Annotated in this window: 17 protein-coding genes and 2 pseudogenes; 17 read left to right on the top strand and 2 right to left on the bottom strand. The window is 38.9% G+C overall.

Going from position 1 to position 21680, the window contains the following annotated elements:
* Nucleotides 1–56 precede the first annotated feature (56 nt).
* The 10 genes and pseudogenes from galU to FS608_RS19500 all read left to right on the top strand — a co-directional run bounded on the left by galU (nucleotide 57) and on the right by FS608_RS19500 (nucleotide 12362).
* Entirely contained in the window at nucleotides 57–941 is an 885-nt protein-coding gene (gene galU / locus FS608_RS19545) for a UTP--glucose-1-phosphate uridylyltransferase GalU (RefSeq protein WP_026567716.1), read from the top strand.
* 119 nt (nucleotides 942–1060) lie between these two features.
* Nucleotides 1061–2203: pseudogene (locus tag FS608_RS19540) on the top strand (CDP-glycerol glycerophosphotransferase family protein); the annotation flags it as partial.
* A 322-nt stretch (nucleotides 2204–2525) separates the two neighbouring features.
* The gene (locus FS608_RS19535; RefSeq protein ID WP_144554145.1) at nucleotides 2526–4853 is read left to right on the top strand and encodes an SH3 domain-containing protein; all 2328 of its coding nucleotides are present in this window, start codon (nucleotides 2526–2528) and stop codon (nucleotides 4851–4853) included.
* 73 nt (nucleotides 4854–4926) lie between these two features.
* Complete coding sequence (locus FS608_RS19530; RefSeq protein ID WP_144554143.1) at nucleotides 4927–6702, top strand: SH3 domain-containing protein; 1776 nt, start codon at nucleotides 4927–4929, stop codon at nucleotides 6700–6702.
* Between the two features lie 219 nt (nucleotides 6703–6921).
* Entirely contained in the window at nucleotides 6922–7320 is a 399-nt protein-coding gene (tagD, locus tag FS608_RS19525) for a glycerol-3-phosphate cytidylyltransferase (protein ID WP_026567721.1), read from the top strand.
* Complete coding sequence (locus FS608_RS19520; RefSeq protein ID WP_260871743.1) at nucleotides 7301–8500, top strand: CDP-glycerol glycerophosphotransferase family protein; 1200 nt, start codon at nucleotides 7301–7303, stop codon at nucleotides 8498–8500. The genes tagD and FS608_RS19520 overlap by 20 nt, the downstream gene beginning before the upstream one ends.
* Nucleotides 8501–8621: 121 nt before the next feature.
* On the top strand, nucleotides 8622–9452 hold the full coding sequence (locus tag FS608_RS19515; protein ID WP_144554139.1) for an ABC transporter permease: 831 nt from the start codon (nucleotides 8622–8624) through the stop codon (nucleotides 9450–9452).
* A gap of 17 nt (nucleotides 9453–9469) precedes the next feature.
* Nucleotides 9470–10255: pseudogene (gene tagH, locus FS608_RS19510) on the top strand (teichoic acids export ABC transporter ATP-binding subunit TagH); the annotation flags it as partial.
* 85 nt (nucleotides 10256–10340) lie between these two features.
* Complete coding sequence (locus FS608_RS19505) at nucleotides 10341–11087, top strand: WecB/TagA/CpsF family glycosyltransferase (protein WP_144554135.1); 747 nt, start codon at nucleotides 10341–10343, stop codon at nucleotides 11085–11087.
* A gap of 225 nt (nucleotides 11088–11312) precedes the next feature.
* Nucleotides 11313–12362 carry a glycosyltransferase family 4 protein gene (locus FS608_RS19500; protein WP_144554133.1) on the top strand — a complete coding sequence of 350 codons (1050 nt, stop codon included), beginning with the start codon at nucleotides 11313–11315 and terminating at the stop codon, nucleotides 12360–12362.
* 125 nt (nucleotides 12363–12487) lie between these two features.
* On the opposite strand, the gene FS608_RS19495 is transcribed toward FS608_RS19500, so the two are convergent.
* Both FS608_RS19495 and FS608_RS19490 read right to left on the bottom strand, forming a co-directional pair.
* The gene (locus FS608_RS19495; protein WP_144554131.1) at nucleotides 12488–13486 is read right to left on the bottom strand and encodes an LCP family protein; all 999 of its coding nucleotides are present in this window, start codon (nucleotides 13484–13486) and stop codon (nucleotides 12488–12490) included.
* Nucleotides 13487–13631: 145 nt separating this feature from the next.
* The gene (locus FS608_RS19490; RefSeq protein WP_144554128.1) at nucleotides 13632–14264 is read right to left on the bottom strand and encodes a YigZ family protein; all 633 of its coding nucleotides are present in this window, start codon (nucleotides 14262–14264) and stop codon (nucleotides 13632–13634) included.
* Between the two features lie 323 nt (nucleotides 14265–14587).
* On the opposite strand from FS608_RS19490, the gene FS608_RS19485 reads away from it, so the two are divergent.
* From FS608_RS19485 to FS608_RS19455, 7 genes are all read left to right on the top strand, one after another.
* Complete coding sequence (locus FS608_RS19485; RefSeq protein WP_144554126.1) at nucleotides 14588–15730, top strand: sensor histidine kinase; 1143 nt, start codon at nucleotides 14588–14590, stop codon at nucleotides 15728–15730.
* A gap of 64 nt (nucleotides 15731–15794) precedes the next feature.
* Complete coding sequence (locus FS608_RS19480; protein WP_144554124.1) at nucleotides 15795–16481, top strand: response regulator; 687 nt, start codon at nucleotides 15795–15797, stop codon at nucleotides 16479–16481.
* 129 nt (nucleotides 16482–16610) lie between these two features.
* A complete protein-coding gene (locus tag FS608_RS19475) occupies nucleotides 16611–17459 on the top strand; it encodes a DegV family protein (protein WP_144554122.1) in 849 nt (282 codons plus the stop codon).
* An 87-nt stretch (nucleotides 17460–17546) separates the two neighbouring features.
* The gene (locus tag FS608_RS30870) at nucleotides 17547–17753 is read left to right on the top strand and encodes a hypothetical protein (protein ID WP_144554120.1); all 207 of its coding nucleotides are present in this window, start codon (nucleotides 17547–17549) and stop codon (nucleotides 17751–17753) included.
* A 464-nt stretch (nucleotides 17754–18217) separates the two neighbouring features.
* Nucleotides 18218–19210, top strand: a complete 993-nt coding sequence (locus FS608_RS19465; protein ID WP_144554119.1) for an NERD domain-containing protein — start codon at nucleotides 18218–18220, stop codon at nucleotides 19208–19210.
* A complete protein-coding gene (locus FS608_RS19460; RefSeq protein WP_144554118.1) occupies nucleotides 19195–20682 on the top strand; it encodes an ATP-dependent helicase ComFA in 1488 nt (495 codons plus the stop codon). Before FS608_RS19465 ends, FS608_RS19460 begins: the two co-directional genes overlap by 16 nt.
* A 15-nt stretch (nucleotides 20683–20697) precedes the next feature.
* Nucleotides 20698–21414 carry a ComFC family protein gene (locus FS608_RS19455; protein WP_144554117.1) on the top strand — a complete coding sequence of 239 codons (717 nt, stop codon included), beginning with the start codon at nucleotides 20698–20700 and terminating at the stop codon, nucleotides 21412–21414.
* The last annotated feature ends 266 nt before the right edge of the window (nucleotides 21415–21680 follow it).

Genomic DNA, 21680 nt, shown 5'->3' with positions numbered 1-21680 from the left:
TTTTATTTGACCACTAAGATGTAATAGTTATATATAGTGATTAGGAGGCACACATGATGAGTAAAGTCAAAAAGGCGATAATTCCGGCAGCGGGATTGGGCACAAGGTTTTTACCTGCTACGAAAGCAATGCCTAAGGAAATGCTGCCAATCGTTGATAAACCAACGATTCAATATATTGTGGAAGAGGCAATCGAATCAGGTATTGAAGATATTATCATCGTAACAGGTAAAGGGAAAAGAGCAATCGAAGATCACTTTGACAGCGCATTTGAACTGGAAGAAAATTTAGCTCGTAAAGAGAAGTTCGAGCTTCTCGAAGAAGTTCGTAAGCCTGGGAATGTTGATATTCATTACATAAGACAAAAAGAACCTAGAGGGTTAGGGCATGCGATTTGGTGTGCGAGAAAGTTCATTGGCAATGAGCCTTTTGCTGTGTTATTAGGGGATGATATTGTCCAAGCAAAGGTGCCTTCGTTAAAGCAGTTAATGAACATGTATGATAAAGTAGGTTCTTCTGTTATTGGGGTGCAGCCCGTTCCAATGGAAGAAACAAACCGCTACGGGATTATTGATCCGAGCCGCCAAGATGGACGCATGTATGAGGTGAGAAACTTTGTTGAAAAGCCGCCCGTTGAGTTAGCGCCATCGAATCTAGCCATTTTGGGAAGATATATTTTAACACCTGAGATTTTTGATCTCCTTGAAAATCAAGAAACAGGATCAGGCGGCGAAATTCAACTGACAGATGCGATTCAACGCTTGAATGGTTTTCAAGATGTATTTGCCTATGACTTTGAAGGAATCCGCTATGACGTGGGTGAGAAATTTGGTTTTATTAAGACAACCATTGAAATGGCTTTAAGCAGAGAGGAACTAAGGGAGCAATTGCTTGAGTACTTAGTGAAGCTGGTTAATCAAGAAGTAAAAATGAATAAATAGGTTTTTGAGTAAACACGAGGCTGCTGATTATTTAAAAAGCAGCCTTATCGGTGTTTCTTTCAACAAGGTTAGGAGAGCGGTTTACAGTGGTTGCATCGTTTAAAGAGTTATTTATTTTGGCTTACAAATATGTATTTCAATTCATTTCCATCCTTCCAGCGAAGAAAAAGCTAATTATGTTTGAAAGCTTTCTTGGCAAGCAATATAGTTGTAATCCTCGGGCGATTTACGAATATCTGCAAAGAAATCATCCTGAATATGAACTTATATGGAGTGTCGATCCTCGTTTTGAAAAAGGCTTTATCGATAAAGGAATTCCGTATGCACGACGTTTTTCGGTAAAGTGGCTGTTTTTGATGGCGAGGGCAAGGTTTTGGGTGACTAATAGCCGGATGCCCCTGTGGATCCCCAAGCCAAGGCAGACCATTTACTTGCAAACATGGCATGGGACCCCCTTGAAAAAGCTGGCCCATGATATGAAAGAAGTACTCATGGCTGGAATAACGACAGAGCAGTATAAACACGAATTCTATTTGGAATCACAGAACTGGGATTTTTTAATTTCCCCAAATCGCTATTCAACAGACATCTTTAGGCGTGCCTTTAAATTCGATAAAGAAATGATTGAATCGGGTTATCCACGAAATGATATTTTTTATAAAGATGATCGTGACGATCGAGCTAAGGAGTTTAAGCAGAAACATCATCTGCCTGAAGATAAAAAAGTGATCCTTTATGCGCCAACGTGGCGCGACAATCAATTTCATCAAGAAGGTAAATATAAGCTTGATTTGCAGTTGGATTTGGAAAAACTTAAGCAAGAACTCGGGGATGAATATATTATCATTCTCCGGATGCATTATCTAGTCGCTGAAAACTTTGACTTGGAGGCGTATAAAGGCTTTGCTTGGGATTTTTCCAAACATGAGGACATCCAAGAACTATACTTGATCAGTGATTTACTGATTACGGATTATTCGTCTGTATTTTTTGATTATGCGAATCTAAAACGGCCAATGATATTCTTTACCTATGATCTTGAGGAATATAAGGAGGATATTAGAGGTTTTTACTTTAATTTTGAAGAAAAAGCACCAGGACCGCTCGTCGAAACAACAGAAGAAGTGATTGCTGCTATAAAAGACCTAGTGAACACAAAGGTTTCAAATGGACGGATGAATGAATTTTATCAACAGTTTTGTTACCTAGAAGATGGGCATGCGGCCGAAAGAGTAGTCAGTGAAGTCATTTTAAAGAATTAAAAATAAACGAATCGAAAACACCCAAGGTTGGAATTTGGGTGTTTTTGTCATTTTATCCCACATAGGTCAGCAATTGATGACAAATTCTCCGAAAGATCTAGTTATCTTATATGAGTAAATATACCTATTTTTTATGATTGCAACAAGTATTTATTGGAAACTATTTAAAACCAAGAGTTTATCAGCGATAATAGGAATTGATAACGTTATATTTTCCCAGATTTAATGGGAGAATGGAACATTCGGCAAAATTTGAGTTTTTTTTATATTTGTAGAAAAATGCATAAATACAGCATTTGAATTCCGACAGGGAGGTGTGTCAATGAGAAATATCGGGAAAGTTCTTCTCTTATCTACTAGTTTATTAGTGGGGGATGTTGTCACCCCAGTTATTTCATCAAACGTGCAGCTGGCATATGCTGCCAGCACCATAAAATTGGCGAATATCAGCTACCAAACGACTGACAATGTTAATTTGCGAACAGGACCTTCAACAAAATATAAAGCAATCTTTCTAGTCCCTAAATCAAAAACGGTCACAGCCACTGAACAAAAAGGCACCTGGGTAAAGGTTTCCTACCAATACACCCTGAAAGGAAAAAGAGTCGTCAATACAGGTTGGGTTAGCGCCTCTTATATCAAGAAAATTTCTACAGCACCAAAGACGGTTAAATTTGCAAAAACAACGTACCAAACCACCGATAACGTCAACATCCGCTCAGGAGCCAGCACAAAGTATAAAACATTACTTACAATTCCAAAGGGCAAGACAATCATAAGTGCGGAGAAAGTAACAGATTGGTACAAGGTGACCTATACCTATTCTTCCAAAGGGAAAAATGCAACAACCACGGGCTGGGTAAAAGGTACTTTTTTAAAGGAATACTATAAATATAGTGCAATAAGCGGAGGCTATTATTTTACAAAAAAGACCGTAAAGCTATACACTACTCCAGATACCAAGAAGAGCGCGGTATACAGCCTCGCAAGCGGCAACGGACTTTATTCTGCCTATCAAGCAGTAAATAGCATCGGCCAGGTCTGGTATCGGGTGTCTTACAATGGAAAAACACTTTATGTTTATAGCGGAGAGGTTAGCAAAGCAACATTGACTTCCTTTGCGGCAGCTGAGTATCAAGCCAAACTAGATACCTATCTGTATACATCCTATGGTAAAGCCTATACAAAACTAGTGAAAATTCCAAAACAAACAATCATTTCTTCTAAGCAAAGAATCGGAGATTGGTATAAAGTCTCCTATAACGGGAAATCGGGCTATGTCTATGGCGGCGATATTACGAAATATTCTAAGCCTGCCGAAACGCCCGGGACGGGGGGAACAGACAACGGAGAGGACAAAAATCCTCCAACCGACACCATTACCGAGCAAGCCGTAACGAAGACGACCTATGCAGTTACGGATCAATTAAATTTAAGACAAGCTGCGGCGACAACTGCCGCTGTTTTAACCATGATTCCTAGAGGATCAATCATTATTCCAACCAGCAAAACGTCTAATGGCTGGTATAAAGTCAGCTATGCAGGGAAAAGCGGCTACGTATTTGGAACGTACCTGCAACAGGTAATAACGGGCGATCCAATGGGCACGAGAGATACCTACCAATTTATTGATTTAAGGACCCCATCCCTTGTAACCGCCAGTCAGATTAATAACTACATTGCTGGCTATGTAAAAAGTACGGGGAAGTCGAGTATTTTGACGAATAAAGGACAGGTATTTATTGATGCAGGGAAGAAATATGGGGTCAATCCCCTTTACTTGGCGGCCCATGCCATTCACGAAAGTGCCTATGGGACCTCTAGTATTTCGATTACCAAGAACAACTTATTTGGCTTTGGTGCCTATGATGCAGCGCCATTTGTAGCTGCCTACCGTTTTGCAAGTGTGGAATTATGTATTGACTATATTGCCCGTGAAATGAAATCAACCTATTTAAATCCGGCTAATTGGAAGTACCAAGGGGCATACCTAGGTTTCAGTACCAAAACATTAACGAATGAAAGAATTGATGCTAGTAGTGAGGGCATGAACTTTTTTTACGCCAGCGATCCGAATTGGGGAAAAGTGATTGGTCAGCATATGGAAAAGATTCTTTCCTATGATAAAGCCTATTATGCAAAGGCCGATACCAATACCGATGTCCCAACGAGGCCGTCCATACCCGGTGGCGGAGATGTGTTTCCAGTTGATATTAAGACGATTGTCACACTCCCTGCGGATAAACAAATTGTTCTTAATAGTAAAAAGGGCGTACACGATTCAGTAAAAACGCTGAAGAAAGGCAACTCCTTTTACATTCTGGAAAAAACCAATGACTTTTGGCTGCGGGTGAAAGTGGACAATAAAGAATATTGGACCAATGATGTGGACTTTAGCAACTTCAAAAACTACATATCTGTTCAAAATCTAGGAAGAGTGACAGTTTCGGAGTTAAATATCCGGACGGGTCCATCAACATCCAATTCCTCGCTAGGAAAGCTGCCGTTAAATGATTATGTTTCCATTGTCATGAAAGCAGATGGCACAGTAACGATGGATGGGGCGAAAGCATGGTATCAGGTGAAAACGGCCAATGGAACCAAAGGCTGGGTTAGTGCGGCTTATATTTATACGAAGGATTTAAAATAGATATTTTGCTATTTTTATAAAATAAAAAATTGATTGCATTATAGAGAGAGAAGGTTGCTGGGCATTGAAAAACATGGGGAAAGTCATTGTGTTATCCACTGGGTTATTAATCGCTGGTTTAAGCAGCGGGGGGACCATCCCGTTCACACCAATGGGTATCGAACATGCCGACGCTGCCAGTCTTGTTCGAATTAGTAAAACATCGTTTCAAACAACAGCCAATTTAAGATTACGATCAGGGGCCAGCACAAAATACAAATCCATTCTGACAATTCCTAAAGGAAAAGTCGTGTATGCCACCGAGAAAAACGGAAGTTATTACAAAGTTTCCTATACATACAAATCTAAAGGTAGAAATACAAAGAAAGTTGGCTGGGTAAGCGGCAGTTTTGTAAAGGAATACAATCTATATACAAAAACCAGCGGGACATATTATTTTACAAACAAAACAACCAAGCTTTATTCAAGTCCAAATACGAAGAAAAAAGCGATTGCCAGTCTTGCTAGTGCAAACCGATTATACTCGACACAAAAGGTGATCAACAGTATCGGTCAAACCTGGTATCGGGTAACCTATAAAGGAAAATCAGTGTACATATATAGCGGGGATGTCAGCAAATCTTCACCCGTAACAAGTACAAATAAACCTACCGTAATTACAACGGCAGGAACCACTTATCTCATTACAGGGGATGTGAATTTTCGGCAAGCAGGTGAAGGAACAAAAGTATTAGCTGTGATCCCAAAAGGAACGACGGTTATCTCGAAGGGAAAACAAAATGATGACTGGTATCAAGTTACCTACCAAGGGAAAACTGGGTATGTTTCAAAAAGCTATGTAAAGGCCTATGTTAAATCAAATGATTATCGGTTTATTGATTTACGTACCAAGTCAACGGTAACAGCGAAAAGAATTAATGATTATATCGCCGCCAATGTCAAATATATGAATAAACCTAGTGTGTTGCTTAATAAGGGACAAGCATTTATTGATGCAGGGAACAAGTATGGCGTCAATGCCCTTTACTTGGCTGCTCATGCCATTCACGAAAGCGGCTTTGGAACTTCTAATATATCTTTAGGTAAAAACAACTTATTTGGTTATGGTGCCTACGATTCCGCACCATTTGTTGGGGCATACCGTTTCGCCACTGTTGAGTCGTGTATCAATTATGTTGCCCAAAAAATGAAAGCTGATTACCTAAATCCGAATGGGACACATTTTGAAGGAGCCTTCCTTGGACAACTCACAAAGGACTCCAAACAAAAAAGGATCGATAGTAAAAGTATTGGCATGAACTATTGGTATGCGAGTGACCCTTACTGGGCAAACGGGATTGCTAATCACATGCAGAAGATCATGGCTTTCGATCAAAAATATTATGAGAAGGCTGCTATTCAGACAAAAGTTCCGGCCTTCCCGGGAATTCCACTTGGGAAAGATACATTTCCAGCAGGAATACAAGCGAAAGCAGCAAAAGATTTATCGAGTGTGGTTAAAAAAGGATCAACGTTTACCTTGCTTGAGAAATCAAATGATTATATGCTCAAGGTCAATGTTAAAAACAAAGTTTATTCGCTTAAAATTGCTTTCTCAACGTACAATAATTATTTCTCCGTCCTTAACTTGGGAAGGGTTACAGACACGGATTCTGTCAATGTGCGACCGGAGCCCTCAACGGATAAGAAGGAAATCTCTAAACTTACTTTAAACACTTATGTCCATTTGGTCTTGGATTCCAAAGGAAATATCGTCATGGATAAAACAAAAAAGTGGTACAATGTCCAATTAGCAAACGGTAAAAAAGGCTGGGTAAGTACAATGTACATTAATCGAGAACTAAAATAATTTTTGAGGCTGACTTGTTTATCAAGTCAGCTTTTTCAAAAGACTTTAGTCTTTTTGATGGTATTTTGTTGGAAATTATTCAGTTCTTATTTGAATTTTAAGTTTGATAGTCTTATAATGGTTTGGTGAAGTCAACTACATTGAAAATGAAATATAATTTATGATATTGAATAAATATTGCCGCTTTTTCCGAATACTAATAGCAGGAGGAATACTCTAATGAAAAAGGTATTAACATATGGAACTTTCGATTTACTACATTTTGGACATATAAATTTACTTAGCCGTGCCAAAGACTTAGGTGATTATTTAGTTGTTGGTCTTTCCACAGATGAATTCAACAAAGGGAAGAACAAACAAGCTTATCACAGCTTTGAAAACAGAAAGTTAATTTTAGAATCCATCCGTTTTGTGGATGAAGTGATTCCAGAAAATACATGGGACCAAAAAATTCAAGATGTAATTAAACATGATATTGATGTTTTTGTGATGGGTGATGATTGGAAAGGCAAATTTGACTTTCTAAAAGAATATTGCGAAGTGGTGTACCTGCCAAGAACCATTGGGATCTCTACTTCACAAATAAAAGAAGATTTAAATGCTGTCACAAATGGTTAGGGAACTAGCCATTTGTTTTTATTTATTTGTCTTTAAATTCTTGTTTGCTCTTTTTAATTTATTTCCACTTCGAAACAAAACCACATTTGTTGTAAGTTTTGGCGATAATAGCCAGTATGTATTTGAAGAAATCCTTCGGCAAAGTATCCAAACCGAAGTGATTTTTCTATGTGAAAAAAAGGTGTTACATAAGTTTAAAAATTATAATGAAGGAACTGCGTTGCCTTTTGTAGTAAGTAATTGGATAAGAGCGGTGTTCCACTTAGCCACATCTCGCCATATTTTCGTAGATAATTATTTCGGCTTTTTAGCTGCGGCAACATTTAAAGACGAGGTCCAATGCATTCAATTATGGCATGCATCAGGAGCCATGAAAAAGTTTGGACTTGAAGATGAATCGATAAAAACTCGCACCGGTGAAGCAAAACAGCGATTTCTGAAGGTATACAGTAAATTTGATCAAGTTGTCGTCGGTTCGGATATCATGGCGGAAATTTTTATTAATTCCTTTCATCTTAAAAAAGAGAATATCCTGCAGACCGGAATTCCAAGAACTGATTTTTATTTTAATTCTCAAGCGAAACAAGAGGCAGTCAAATCGTTAATCCGTAAACATCCAGTATTAAAGAGCAAAAAAATTATTTTGTATGCTCCGACGTATCGTGACAATGAATTGGGTCATTTTGAACTAGTCCTTGATATTGGGAAAATGGAAAAGGAGCTTGGAACTGATTATATTTTAATGTTACGATTACACCCTGCAATAAGTCATAATGTTGATTATTCAACACAATTTCCGGATTTTGTTGTTGACCTTTCTTCAAATCAATATGAAATTAATGATTTGCTTGTTGCAGCCGATTATTTAATTACCGACTATTCTTCGATTCCATACGAGTTTTCTCTTTTACGAAAACCGATGATTTTTTTTACCTATGACTTAGAAAAATATAAACAGGAACGTGGAGTCATGGCAGGATTTGAAGAAAATTTACCAGGTCCAATGGTCAAGGACACAGATTCGATTATTGAATTAATTAAAAGCGACCGATTTGATCTTAGCCTTGTCGAAATATATTCAGAAAAATGGAATCAATACTCTAAGGGTATGTCAAGTCAAAAACTTGTGCAAACCATTTTTACTGGGGAGAGGTTTAAATCCAAGAGTAAAGGGTATTAATTAATAAAATATGACAAGCTTCGATATTCTCATGTCGAAGCTTTGTTTTTTATTATGTCCCTTTGGAGAAATTAATGTATAATGAACAAGGTTATTATTAGCGATAGGAAGGACAATTTTCATGAAATCGATGATTACTATTGTAAAGGAGCAAATCAGTTCCTTTTACCTTATCCTGAGGTTATCTGCCTTTGAATTGAAAAGTGCAAATACGAATAATTATCTTGGCAGATTTTGGGAAATACTGAATCCAATGATTCAACTGACTATTTATTGGTTTGTTTTCGGTGCCGGAATTCGAAAAGGCAGAGAGGTTCCAATGGATAATGGTATACAGGTTCCATTTTTTATTTGGATGGTAACGGGAATGATTGTCTGGTTTTTCGTTAATCCTGCTATTTCTGCATCCTCTAGGTCTATTTATTCCAGAATTCAATTGATCTCGAAAATGAATTTTCCAATGAGTGTCATTCCCTCATTTGTAATTATGGCGAATTTTTATACGCATTTAATGTTAGTTGCTGTAGTCACTGTTTTTTTACAATTTACTGACTATAAATTAACATTTTATTTTGTTCAATTACCATATTTTATGCTGGCGACTTTACTTTTTTTATTAGCACTTGCACTCATAACTTCTACTCTCTCAACAATTGTCAGGGATGTACAGCAGGTAGTTCAGTCCATATTAAAAATGCTGTTGTACGTTACTCCTTTTTTATGGCATGTAGATCATTTAATGATAAAGGGAGTAGATTATGTCTTTTTATTAAAAATTAATCCGCTATACTATATTGTAGAGGGCTATAGGGCAGCTTTACTAGGTACAACATGGTATCCGCTGGAATACCCAGAGTATACTTTATATTTTTGGATAACCATAATTATATTGTTCATGATTGGATCTGCCCTGCATTTAAAGTTTAGAAATCGCTTTGTGGATTACTTATAAATAGGTGGTGAATCCAAATGAATGAAACAGTAAATGTTAAAAATGTTTTTAAAAAGTATAAAATGCATAGATCACCAAAAGAAAAACTTCTCGATGTTATTTTACCAGGAGGGTATGGAGAAGATTTTTATGCGCTTCAGGATATCTCCTTTACCGCCAATCGTGGGGATGTAATTGGTCTGGTTGGGGTGAATGGTTCCGGGAAGTCGACTTTGTCTAATATTATTGCAGGGGTGATTCCTCCTAGTTCCGGCGAGGTCATCACAAGAGGAACTACCTCAATCATTGCAATTTCATCGGGTCTTGATAATCAATTAACAGGCAGGGAGAATATAGAATTAAAATGTTTGATGCTTGGTTTCAAAAAGAAAGAGATTAAAGATATGGAACAGGAAATCATTGATTTTGCCGATATTGGAAAATTTATTGACCAGCCGGTTAAGAAGTACTCAAGCGGGATGAAATCCCGTCTTGGTTTTGCTATCTCTGTTACTGTAAATCCTGATATTCTCATCGTTGATGAAGCTTTGTCAGTAGGAGATCAGGTTTTTGCTGAAAAATCCAAGAAAAAGATGTTTGATTTTAAAGAAAAGGGAAAAACGATTTTCTTTGTTAGTCACTCCATGAGACAGATAAAGGAATTTTGTGAAAAGGCAGTTTGGCTTGAGTATGGAGAAATAAAAGAATTTGGTCCTGTTAAAGAGGTTATTCCAAAATACGAAACCTTCTTAAAGAAATATAAATCAATGACTGATGTAGAACAGAAAAAATTCCGTGAAGAAGTAATGCAAAAACAAAGGGGCTTAGCCACAATCTAAATAACTCGCCAGTGGGCGAGTTTTCTTTACATAAATAAATTAGAGGAAAAATGTTAAGAGGATTCTAAATATGAAAACTAATTTGGTTAATATATTAGGGATTGACTTTTTAAATAAAAGATTTAATGAAGTAGTGGAATTACTAATTAGAGCGATTCACGACCAAAAAAAGTACTTCATCGTAACGGCAAACCCGGAAATTGTTATGTATGCAAAAGATCATCCAGAGTATCAGACGATTGTTCAATCCGCTGATATCGTTGTCCCTGACGGTGCTGGGATTATTATTGCCTCGAGAATATTGAATCAACCTATTTATGAGCGTGTCACGGGATATGACTTAACTATTCGACTTCTGGAGGAGGCGAATAAGAAAAATTGGAGCATCTACCTCTTAGGTGGAAAGGAAGAAACAAATCAAAAAGCTCTTACAAATATCCAAAGGCAATTTAACCAGGTACATATTGCAGGTAGTCATCATGGTTTTTTTGATTGGCAGAAAAACACAATTACCTCTGAGATTAAAGCCAAAGGTCCGGATATTATCTTTGTTGCCTTGGGTTTTCCTAAACAAGAAAAATGGATTACAGAAAATCTCCCACATTTTTCAAAGGGGTTATTTATGGGGGTGGGGGGAAGCATCGACGTGCTCGCTGGCGAAGTCCAACGTGCCCCGCGAATCTGGCAAAAAATAAATCTCGAATGGTTTTATCGCTTGATTACTCAGCCTTCAAGGTGGAGAAGAATGCTTGCCATCCCTAGATTTTTATCAACAATATTCAAAGTAAAACTTACCAGGAATAGAACTGACGATTAAAAAAATGTAACTTTTTGTAGCAGTCATACGTCTTACATTATAAGAGAAGATATTGACGTTGATTAGTCTAATTATTTGCTTGTAGTCGAAATTTTCCAACAATTTATTAATTTATACCAAAGCAAAATTGGGTGTGCTATAATAGGGTCGTTGTAGTGTACTTAGAAATATGTGCCTGTTTCTAAAATTTATTAATGGGGCATTATACTAATAGGGAGGGTCTTTATGTTATATCTGACCTTAATATTATGTTTTTTATGCTCCATTTTAATTACTCCAATTGTCAAAAAGTTGGCTTTTAAATTAGGAGCAACGGACAGTCCTAATCAGCGCAAAGTACATTCTAAGATTATGCCGCGATTAGGCGGGTTAGCGATTTATATCAGTTTCCTTTTCGGTCTATTAATTCTCCAACCAAATAGTCCCTATCATGCAGCCATTATTGCTGGGGGAGTTATTATATTACTTACTGGTATGTTAGATGATATCTATGAATTGTCAGCCAAGGTCAAATTTTCCTTACAAATCATTTCCGCACTGATCGTCGTCATGTGGGGCGGGGTGGAAGTAGAGTTTATTAACCTACCGTTTAACGGCTACTTAGAATTTGGGGTTTTAAGTATTCCAATCACAGTCATCTGGATTGTGGGCGTTACGAATGCAATTAATTTGATTGACGGTCTGGATGGTTTGGCCGCAGGTGTTTCCTCGATTGCCTTTATCACTATTTCCGGGATGGCGATTGTGATGGGGAATGGATATGTAGTCGCAATGGGGACAATCCTTCTTGCCAGCACGTTAGGATTTTTGATCTATAATTTTCATCCAGCTAAAATTTTTATGGGTGATTCCGGTGCGCTTTTTCTTGGTTATATGATCTCAGTTCTTTCCTTGCTCGGTTTTAAAAATGTAACCTTAATCTCGTTTGTTGTTCCGATCATTATTTTAGGTGTTCCCATTTCGGATACATTCTTTGCTATCATCCGCCGTATTTATAATAAGAAATCATTAGCAGCTCCAGATAAATCCCATTTACACCATTGCTTACTAGAACTAGGTTTTACACATCGCGAAACGGTTCTGTTAATTTATGCAATGAGTGCCATGTTTGGTCTTGCAGCCTTTATTTTTACGATCACAACCGTATGGGGTTCGATCTTAATCATGACCATAATCGTTTTGGCGATTGAGCTCTTTGTTGAAACGCTTGGATTAATCAATAAAAATTATCGGCCGCTCCTTCGCATTATGGGGATTCTGAATAAAAACAGATAATATAATAGTTACTATTAAAAGGGTGAATCACAACTGTGGATTACCCTTTTATTGTTTTCTTTTACTTGAAATTTATACAAAAAATAAATAGAACCCGGATCCTTTAAAGATCCGGGTTCTTTGGTTTATTCTGTTTCTGTCGAACTTGCTGTTGTTGTTGAGTTAAGGTGTGCCTTCAGTTTAGATTTTGTTTCTTCTAAAGCAGCTTCGTCAAGTTGGTAATAATAAATATGGTCAATATAGGAGTCGGATCCTTTTAGTGACATCGATTCAACATCAATTCCAGATCCAGCCTGGACATAGCTAATAAATGATTTCATTTGATCAAACGTTAAATCGGTTGACATGTTTTTTCCGACTGCTTCCATAACATCGGTGTAATTAGTAATCGATTTAAGGGATGAACCTTTTGCGAGAATCGCCTTAAAGATTTGCTGCTGGCGCATTCCTCTCTGAATATCACTATCAATTTTTCTGGTCCGTGCAAATGCAAGAGCTTCTTCACCATCTAGTTCTTGTAAGCCTTTTTCCAAGGTAATGGCTTTAGCATGATCCTCGGAATCTTGTTCAGAGAAGGTGAACGGGACGTCTACTTCGACACCATCAAGGGCATCGATGACATCAATAAACGCGTTAAAGTTCATTTTTACATAATAATCGACAGGAATATCAAGTAATTCTTCTACTGTTTCAAGTGTAAGTTTCACACCGCCGTACGCGTGAGCGTGATTAATTTTTGTATAAATATCCTTTTCGGGAATATGAACATAGGAATCACGTGGAATACTTAATAGTTTAATAGATTTTTCTTCTTTATTAAAAGTAGCCAGCATTAGTGCGTCGGAACGAGAACTGCCGCTTGCCTTTCTTTTTTCACTATCGTCGACACCGATAAATAGGATTGACGTATTTTCAAGTTCTACGTTCTTCGCCTGTTTGCTATCACGCTCAATCGGCTTGTAGGATTTATTCATGACTGATTCGGCTTTATTATATAGAAATCCGCCGTATGCTGTTGCACCGACAATCAATAATAGAATCGGCATAATGATCCATAGCAAAATTCGTTTTCGCTTTTTCTTACCTTTTTTCTTATTTTTATAAACCTGTCTATTGATAGACATAGATTGCCTCCTAGTATAAAGTAGAAAAATGTCAGCTTTTGTTGAAAATCTACTCTATTTTATAATATTTATGGAGATTGGTAAATTGAAATTTTTTGTAAATTGAAATTTCCTGCATTTGGACAAAGTGAGAGATGAGAAATGCCTAAATATCACATTCTAGATAGGTCATTTCTCCTTTTGTGATCTCGGCCTGTCCATTTGTCAATTCAATCATCCATTCGGTGAATGCCTGTTGCTGCTCCTCTTCCACAAATACTTCAAAATCGACATTTTCTTGGTACTGAATATTTTTAAGTATATAACTGGAAGATCTTAATTCGTTTTCAATCTTTCCAAGCCAAGAATAATCCATAGTAATATAGAAGATCTGCATCAACTTTCTTTCGACGATTCCGACTGCATCCAGACCTTCTGATGCGGATTTCCCATAAGCGCGGATAAGGCCGCCGGCCCCTAATTTAATTCCTCCAAAGTAACGGGTAACGACAACTGTGGTATCCTTCAATTTTCTTTTTTTCAAAACTTCAAGTATAGGTACTCCTGCTGTACCACTTGGTTCTCCGTCATCATTGGCTTTTTGAATTTGATCATTCTCACCAATAAGATAGGCTGAACAATTATGGGTAGCATCCCAATATTTTTTTTTCAAAGCTTGGATGAATTCTTGAGCGTCCAATTCAGTTTCCGTTCTTTGGACATGGGCAATAAATCGTGATTTTTGTATAATAATTTCATGTTCACCGGCTTGTTTTACGGTATGATATCGAGGCAAAATTCAGTGCACTCCTTTCTAAATTTCATAATGGTGTAATATAACTTTAATATGGCAGTAAAATATCCATGTTATAATAAAACAGATAAAAGTAGTGGAAATCTGTTTTATGGGCAGATAGTGGCATTTCTATTATACTACTACTTTTTACTTAAATTAATGGTAACGTGTATGATAAGATTAGCAAATTGATTCAATCCAATGTAAAATATGTTACAAGACATTGAGGTAAAATCCAAAGATAATGAAATCATTTGTTTGAAATTAGAATATTGTTTAGCCATAGCGTTCAAACGCTTATTGCTTTTCTTATCGGAGGAATGTGTATGAAGATTAAGCAAATCAATATGAAATCAATTGATGAAATTCGTGAAGAAATGATTGAAACCGTTACTTGCTCAAAAAGTGACATCTTCCAGATAGGTGAGCAATGCCGTCAAGATTATGAAAACATGATCAATGAATTAGACAATATTAAGCAGATGATGGTAAAACTCACTACTGAAGGCGAGGAACTTGAAAAGCAAGTCCTTGAAGCACGGAGCATGCTGTCAGAAGTCAGTATGAATTTTAAAAATTACTCGGAAGAAGAGGTCCGTGATGCCTATGAAAAGGCCCATCAATTGCAAATGGATCTTTCTATTAATTGGCAATATAAAAAGCAGCTATTGGATAAAAGAGCAGACCTTGAAAATCGTCTGATAGGGTTGGACGAAACGATTGATCGTGCCGACCAATTGATATCGCAAATTTCTGTTGTGATGAATTACTTGACCAGTGATCTAAAGCAGGTTGGCAAAGTACTCGAACATGCAAAAGCTAAACAGGATTTTGGATTAAAAATCATTGAAGCACAAGAAGAGGAGCGTAAGCGGCTTTCACGGGATATCCACGATGGCCCCGCTCAAATGCTTGCTAATGTCATTATGCGTTCTGATTTAATTGAACGTGTCTATAAGGAAAAGGGCGCGGATGAGGCTTTTTCTGAAGTCAGCAGCTTTAAAAAAATGGTCCGTTCGGCACTTTATGAAGTCCGAAGAATTATTTATGACCTTCGTCCGATGGCATTAGATGATTTAGGTCTTGTCCCTACCCTCAGAAAATACCTGCGAACCATCGAAGAATATCATAACCAATCGAAAATTGATTTTGTGAATATCGGACTAGAGCGCCGGCTTCCAACTAAGTACGAAGTCGCGCTTTTTCGGATGATACAGGAATCAGTGCAAAATGCATTAAAACATGCCAATGCCTGTGAAATCAAAGTAAGGTTAGAAATAACCAATGCATCTGTTACCGTCTTAATTAAGGACAATGGTATCGGTTTTGATATCACAGAAAAGAAACCTGAGTCATTTGGCATGATTGGAATGCGTGAGCGGGTTGACCTGCTTGAAGGTGAACTTACTTTTGACTCAAAAATAGGTAAGGGGACCGCTGTACTGATTCGAGTACCATTAATTAACTAGAAAACGATGAACCTACCGTTAATGGAGAAAATTTCGAAATTAGAAGGATTAGGAGGCGTTACAATTGACTACGAAAATTGTCATTATAGACGATCACCAACTATTTAGAGAAGGCGTTAAAAGAATACTAGAGTTTGAAAAATCGTTCCAAGTTGTCGCTGAGGGTGATGATGGAAGCGAAGCTTTAAGATTAGTAGAAGAATTCCAACCTGATGTGGTGATCATGGATATCAATATGCCACAAGTGAATGGTGTCGAGGCTACGCGGGAATTAGTCGACAAATATCCTGACACAAAGATCATTATCTTATCCATTCACGATGATGAAAACTATGTGACCCATGCTTTACAAACCGGTGCCATTGGTTACTTATTAAAAGAAATGGATGCGGATGCCTTAATAGAAGCGGTCAAAGTGGTCGCTGACGGCGGATCATATTTGCATCCGAAGGTTACTCATAATTTAGTAAACGAGTACCGTAAACTGGCAGCGGGCGTCGCTCGCAGTGGCGGGGCTTACCTGCAAACGATGGAAATTCGCCGACCGTTGCATTTATTGACACGCCGCGAATGCGAAGTTCTTCAAATGCTTGCCGATGGAAAAAGCAACCGTGGTATTGGCGAAGCTTTATTCATTAGCGAAAAAACAGTTAAAAATCACGTCTCCAACATTTTACAAAAAATGAACGTCAATGACCGCACCCAAGCCGTTGTTGTCGCTATTAAAAATGGCTGGGTCGAAGTAAAGTAATCGGGTTTTTAAGAGCATGCTTTTGCATTTTAAAAGTATGCTCTTTTTGTTTGACCAATTAATGCAATTTAACTTTGTTTCAGATAAAATACCATATAGTAGGTAAAAAGATAAGGAAGGTATTTTGTTATGAAGACAGCTGTCGTCACGGATAGTACTGCGTACATCCCAAAGGATCTACGTGATAAATGGAATATACATATGATCCCGTTACATGTCATCTTTGGAAACGAGGTTTACCACGAAGAAGTGGATATTACATGGGGTCAGTTTTACGAAGAGGTTAAGTCGAAAGAGCTGCCAACCACTTCTCAGCCACCCATTGGCCAGTTTGTTGAGCTTTTTGAGAGCCTTGCGAAGGAGCATGATGCAGTCATTAGCGTTCATCTTTCCAGTGGAATCAGCGGTACGTTTCAGGGGGCGGTCACTGCTAGTTCAATGATTGAGGGCATTGAAGTGCACCCTTTTGATTCAGAAATCAGCTGCATGGTGCAAGGTTTTTACGCTATAGAGGCAGCAAAATTGGCATCTGAGGGTGAGGATCCTGGAACGATTATGGCTCATTTAGAAGCTTTAAAAATGACGGCCCGGGCCTATTTCATGGTGGACGATTTAGCTCACCTGCAACGAGGGGGACGCCTCTCAAGTGCTCAAGCCTTTATCGGCAGCCTCCTTCAGGTGAAACCACTGCTCCATTTCGAAAACAAAGTCATTGTCCCATTTGAAAAAATCCGCACCCGTAAGAAAGCGATGAAGCGAATCGTTGACCTTCTTGATGAGGATGCCTCTAGCGGCAATAGCTATCAAGCTGTCATTATCCACGCCAATCGTGAGGAAGAAGCCAAGGAGTGGCGAGATGAGCTGGCAGCCATGTATCCTAATGTCGAATTTACAATCAGTTACTTCGGCGCCGTCATCGGTACCCATCTCGGCGAAGGAGCCATGGGCCTGGGCTGGATGAAAAAATTAGATAAGTAAATAAGTTAGATGCCATTCCGTCATTTGGGCCGGAATGGTTTTTTATTTTTGGGGGTGGTGGAAGGATGGGTGTTGTGAGCCATTAAAATGGAGTTTGGCGAAATCATTTTGGGATTCGGCGAAATAATTTCCGAGATCGGCGAAATCCATCCCCAGTTAGGCGAAATAACACCAATAGTCGGCGAAATCCATCCCCAGTTAGGCGAAATAACACCAATAGTCGGCGAAATCCCAGGCCAAGTCGGCGAAATCCTCCCAGCGAGTTCAAGCCGAAAAATTAGCCGGAAAATATGACTCGAAATCTCTAAAATAGGTAATCAAATAGGGGTTTGGCGAAATCATTATGAGATTCGGCGAAATAAGTTTCGAGATCAGCGAAATCCCTCCCCAGTTAGGCGAAATAATGCCAATAGCAGGCGAAATCCCAGGCCAAGTCGGCGAAATCCTTTGGTACGAGTTCAAGCCGAAAAATATGACTCGAGATATCTAAGATAGGTAATCAAATAAGGGTTTGGCGATATCATTATGAGATTCGGCGAAATAAGTTCCGAGATCGGCGAAATCCATCCCCAGTTAGGCGAAATAACGCCAATAGTCGGCGAAATCCCAGGCCAAGTCGGCGAAATCCTCCCAACCATATTAGCAAAGTCATCAAACTGACACATATCCATAAAAAATTCCCACTGTTAAGCAGGAAATCAAACAAATTTTGTAGAAATTTTTCAAAAACTATAAAGGAGCTGACCAATACTTTGATCATGAAAAAGCTAACCCCACCCCAAAGACTGTTTTTAACAGAAATCCTAAAATTACGTCTCATTATTGGCCACAGAAAATTTCAAGAAATTGAAAAAGACCTAGCGAAACGATGGGCTGGATACTGGGGCGAAGTTGCCTTAGCAAATTATGTTAAAGAACTTCCACAAGATAAATACCACATCTTCCATGACCTTCAACTCCAATATAATGGTATCCACTTCCAAATAGACACCCTTCTACTTTCTCAAAGCTACATCCTTATCATCGAAGCCAAAAACATCCTGGGTACGTTAACATTTGATAATACCTTCAAACAACTGATCCGAACACATGAAGATGGAACAGAGGAATCCTTCGAGGACCCGCGAGTCCAATGTCAACGACTTCAATCCCTCGTGCGCAATTGGTTAATCAAAAACCATTGCAATCTACTCCCTGTTGATACCTTAATTTTTTTCAAAAGTACTAGTACAATTCTAAAAACTAATTCCGGAGACAAAACGGATTTCTCCAAAATATGCAAAGGAAGAGACCTCTTTAATAAGATTGAGGGCATGGGACAACGATATAATCACGAAAGGATTGATAATGAGACAATGACTAAAATTGGAAACTTACTCTTGAATCAACACAGCCCAAAGCCTATTAACATCTTAAAAGAATACAATCTAACAGAAAAGGATATACGCAGTGGTGTTTGCTGTCCCAATGAACAATGCAACTATATTCCGATGAATTACAAAAGAGGGAGATGGAGCTGCCCCGCTTGTCATATTATCTCGGATGATGTCATTCTAAAAAACCTCAGTCACTATTTCTACCTCTACAAGGCAACGATCACCAACCAAGAGGCAAGAGCCTTCCTGCATCTCTCAACCATTCATACCACACAAAAACAACTTCATAAACTAGACCTGAAAACAACAGGAAAAACAAAAGATCGTATTTATTATCTCAATCCAGAGAAGGTGACCCAGTGCGCTTTAAAATAAAAAATAACCTATTAATACGAACCACCACACAAGAAGACTCATTTCCAATTTCTAAACTGCCCAGTATCCCTCAGCCGCCGCTCAATCCAACCTTCTCCTACAATCCTGATCTGCAGCAGCTTCTCTCTGGCAAACAGCTCCTCCCAGATGATATCCCAATCCCCTTCGCTGAAATCCAAACCCACTACGAAAATGGCTATATCACCTACCGGAAAGGAATCTACTATGAAGCGAAAAAGCCTGTTTGTGCCCGTTGCGGCAATAAAGAGCCGCACTGGTTTGCCTCCTACCCATGCTCAAGATGTGGAGACACCTGCCTCTATTGCCGCCATTGCATTATGATGGGAAGGATCAGCGCATGCACTGTGCTCATTGGCTGGAATGGTCCGGTGCCTGACACCCAACTTCCAGCAACCATTAAACACTGGCAGGGGACGCTCTCTAAGGGGCAACAGGTGGCATCTGACCATGTGACCAGCGCTATTCAACAAAATCAAGAACACTTAGTCTGGGCGGTATGCGGGGCAGGAAAAACTGAGGTCCTTTTCGCCGGAATTGAGGCCGCACTTGCTGCTAAAAAGAGAATCTGCATTGCCACGCCACGGACTGATGTCGTCTTAGAACTTACACCCAGATTGAAAGCCGCCTTTCCGGAAATAAAAGTTGCCTCCCTTTATGGTGGAAGTGAGGACCGCCATGTCTATGCACCCCTCACTATTGCAACCACACACCAGCTGCTCCGCTTTTACCAGGCATTTGATGCCATTATATTAGATGAGGTCGATGCTTTTCCGTATACAGTCGAGGAATCGCTTCAGTATGCCGCTATCCAGGCTCGAAAGTCGTCCTCCGCCATGATTTACCTTACTGCTACACCCAATCAAAAATGGCAAAGAGAATGCCGGACAGGAAAACGAGCATTTACCACAATTCCAGCGCGTTTCCATCGCCATCCACTCCCAGTCCCCGAATTTGAATGGTGTGGTAATTGGCAAAAGAAGCTCCAAAAAAATAAGCTTCCGAACAACGTCCTCCGCTGGATTACTGAGCGGATTCATGCAAACAAGCAAGCCTTAGTGTTTTTTCCACATATCCCTTTAATGGAAAAAGCCCTTCCTCACTTACGCCAATTGGCTATATCCATAGAAGCAGTCCATGCCGAAGACCCTGACCGTAAAGAGAAGGTGCAAAGAATGCGTTCCAAAGAAATCCCATTGCTTTTGACGACGACTATTCTTGAAAGAGGGGTAACTTTTCCCAACATTGATGTTGCCGTGGTAGGGGCTGAAGATGCTGTTTTTTCAGAAAGCGCCCTTGTCCAAATTGCTGGAAGAGCAGGGAGGAGCAAGGATTATCCAGAGGGGGTAGTGACTTATTTTCATTATGGAAAAACCGAGGAGATGGTGAGGGCACGAGAGCAAATCGTCAGAATGAACCGGGAAGGGATTAAAAGGGAATTACTCAACAAGTAAAAAGGAGTTTTAAAAATGAATTTATTCCATCAAAACCGCTGTCTAATCTGCCATGAAATGATTGTGCCAAGCATCGGATGGCAAGCTATTTTCTCCATTGATAAGGAACATCATATTTGCCCTGTCTGTGAAGGAAAATTAGAACCAATTCAAGGGGACCAATGTCGAATATGCTGCCGGCCGTTTTCCAAAATAAATGATCACCTTCGCAATGGGGATATGTGTCATGATTGCTTTAGATGGGAGGAAGATCCGAAATGGCAAGGAAGCCTTTTAAAAAATCATTCCTTTTTCCTCTATAATGATTTTTTAAAAGAAGTTATTGCAACGTTTAAATTTCGCGGTGATTATGTATTAGCAAAGATATTTTCGGAACTTTTCAAGGGGAAGCTAGGCGAGTTATCCCCAGACCAGCTGGTACCTATCCCATTAAGTGACGAACGGCAATATGAGCGGGGATTTAATCAAGCAGAGGCCCTTCTCATTGAAGCAGGCTTTTCCCCTGCACGGCTCCTCAGCCGTGTCCACTCTGAAAAGCAATCGAAAAAATCCCGGGCGGAGCGAATCCATCTTCCGCAAGTCTTTCAGGTTCAACCGGATGTCAATGTAATAGGGAAAAAAGTGGTCCTAATCGATGATATTTACACAACCGGCTCCACACTAAGGCATGCTGCCAAACTATTGAAGGAGGCAGGCGCAGACAGCATTCAGTCTCTGACACTTGCTCGATAGTTAATCCATCAATTCGGTTGAATGTTCATTTTACTTTGTAGCGAGCTTCTGACTGGATAGTTGTCCCAATAAGGATTAAAATAATATTGAATAAACATTCATTTTAGTAAAAATCACCTGTTGATGTCAAAGGTCATGTAAATCCTTGTCACTATATTCCCTTTGTTTTTGTCAATAAATCGACAAAATTTTTGTTCTGATTTAGCAGGATAATCATAGGGTAAAATAGAAATGTTAATACATAGCCTTAACTAAAGGAGGAATCC

The organism is Bacillus sp. X1(2014) (assembly GCF_007678255.1).
The sequence above is the reverse complement of the archived record's forward strand: the minus strand, read 5'-3'. Positions and strand labels throughout refer to the sequence as shown.

Bases quoted from the DNA above. Each gene is read 5' to 3' on its own strand.
- galU (WP_026567716.1), top strand. From the start codon at position 57: ATGAGTAAAGTCAAAAAGGCGATAATTCCGGCAGCGGGATTGGGCACA.
- FS608_RS19535 (WP_144554145.1), top strand. From the start codon at position 2,526: ATGAGAAATATCGGGAAAGTTCTTCTCTTATCTACTAGTTTATTAGTG.
- FS608_RS19530 (WP_144554143.1), top strand. From the start codon at position 4,927: ATGGGGAAAGTCATTGTGTTATCCACTGGGTTATTAATCGCTGGTTTA.
- tagD (WP_026567721.1), top strand. From the start codon at position 6,922: ATGAAAAAGGTATTAACATATGGAACTTTCGATTTACTACATTTTGGA.
- FS608_RS19520 (WP_260871743.1), top strand. From the start codon at position 7,301: ATGCTGTCACAAATGGTTAGGGAACTAGCCATTTGTTTTTATTTATTT.
- FS608_RS19515 (WP_144554139.1), top strand. From the start codon at position 8,622: ATGAAATCGATGATTACTATTGTAAAGGAGCAAATCAGTTCCTTTTAC.
- FS608_RS19505 (WP_144554135.1), top strand. From the start codon at position 10,341: ATGAAAACTAATTTGGTTAATATATTAGGGATTGACTTTTTAAATAAA.
- FS608_RS19500 (WP_144554133.1), top strand. From the start codon at position 11,313: ATGTTATATCTGACCTTAATATTATGTTTTTTATGCTCCATTTTAATT.
- FS608_RS19495 (WP_144554131.1), bottom strand. From the start codon at position 13,486: ATGTCTATCAATAGACAGGTTTATAAAAATAAGAAAAAAGGTAAGAAA.
- FS608_RS19485 (WP_144554126.1), top strand. From the start codon at position 14,588: ATGAAGATTAAGCAAATCAATATGAAATCAATTGATGAAATTCGTGAA.
- FS608_RS19475 (WP_144554122.1), top strand. From the start codon at position 16,611: ATGAAGACAGCTGTCGTCACGGATAGTACTGCGTACATCCCAAAGGAT.
- FS608_RS30870 (WP_144554120.1), top strand. From the start codon at position 17,547: ATGGAGTTTGGCGAAATCATTTTGGGATTCGGCGAAATAATTTCCGAG.
- FS608_RS19465 (WP_144554119.1), top strand. From the start codon at position 18,218: ATGAAAAAGCTAACCCCACCCCAAAGACTGTTTTTAACAGAAATCCTA.
- FS608_RS19455 (WP_144554117.1), top strand. From the start codon at position 20,698: ATGAATTTATTCCATCAAAACCGCTGTCTAATCTGCCATGAAATGATT.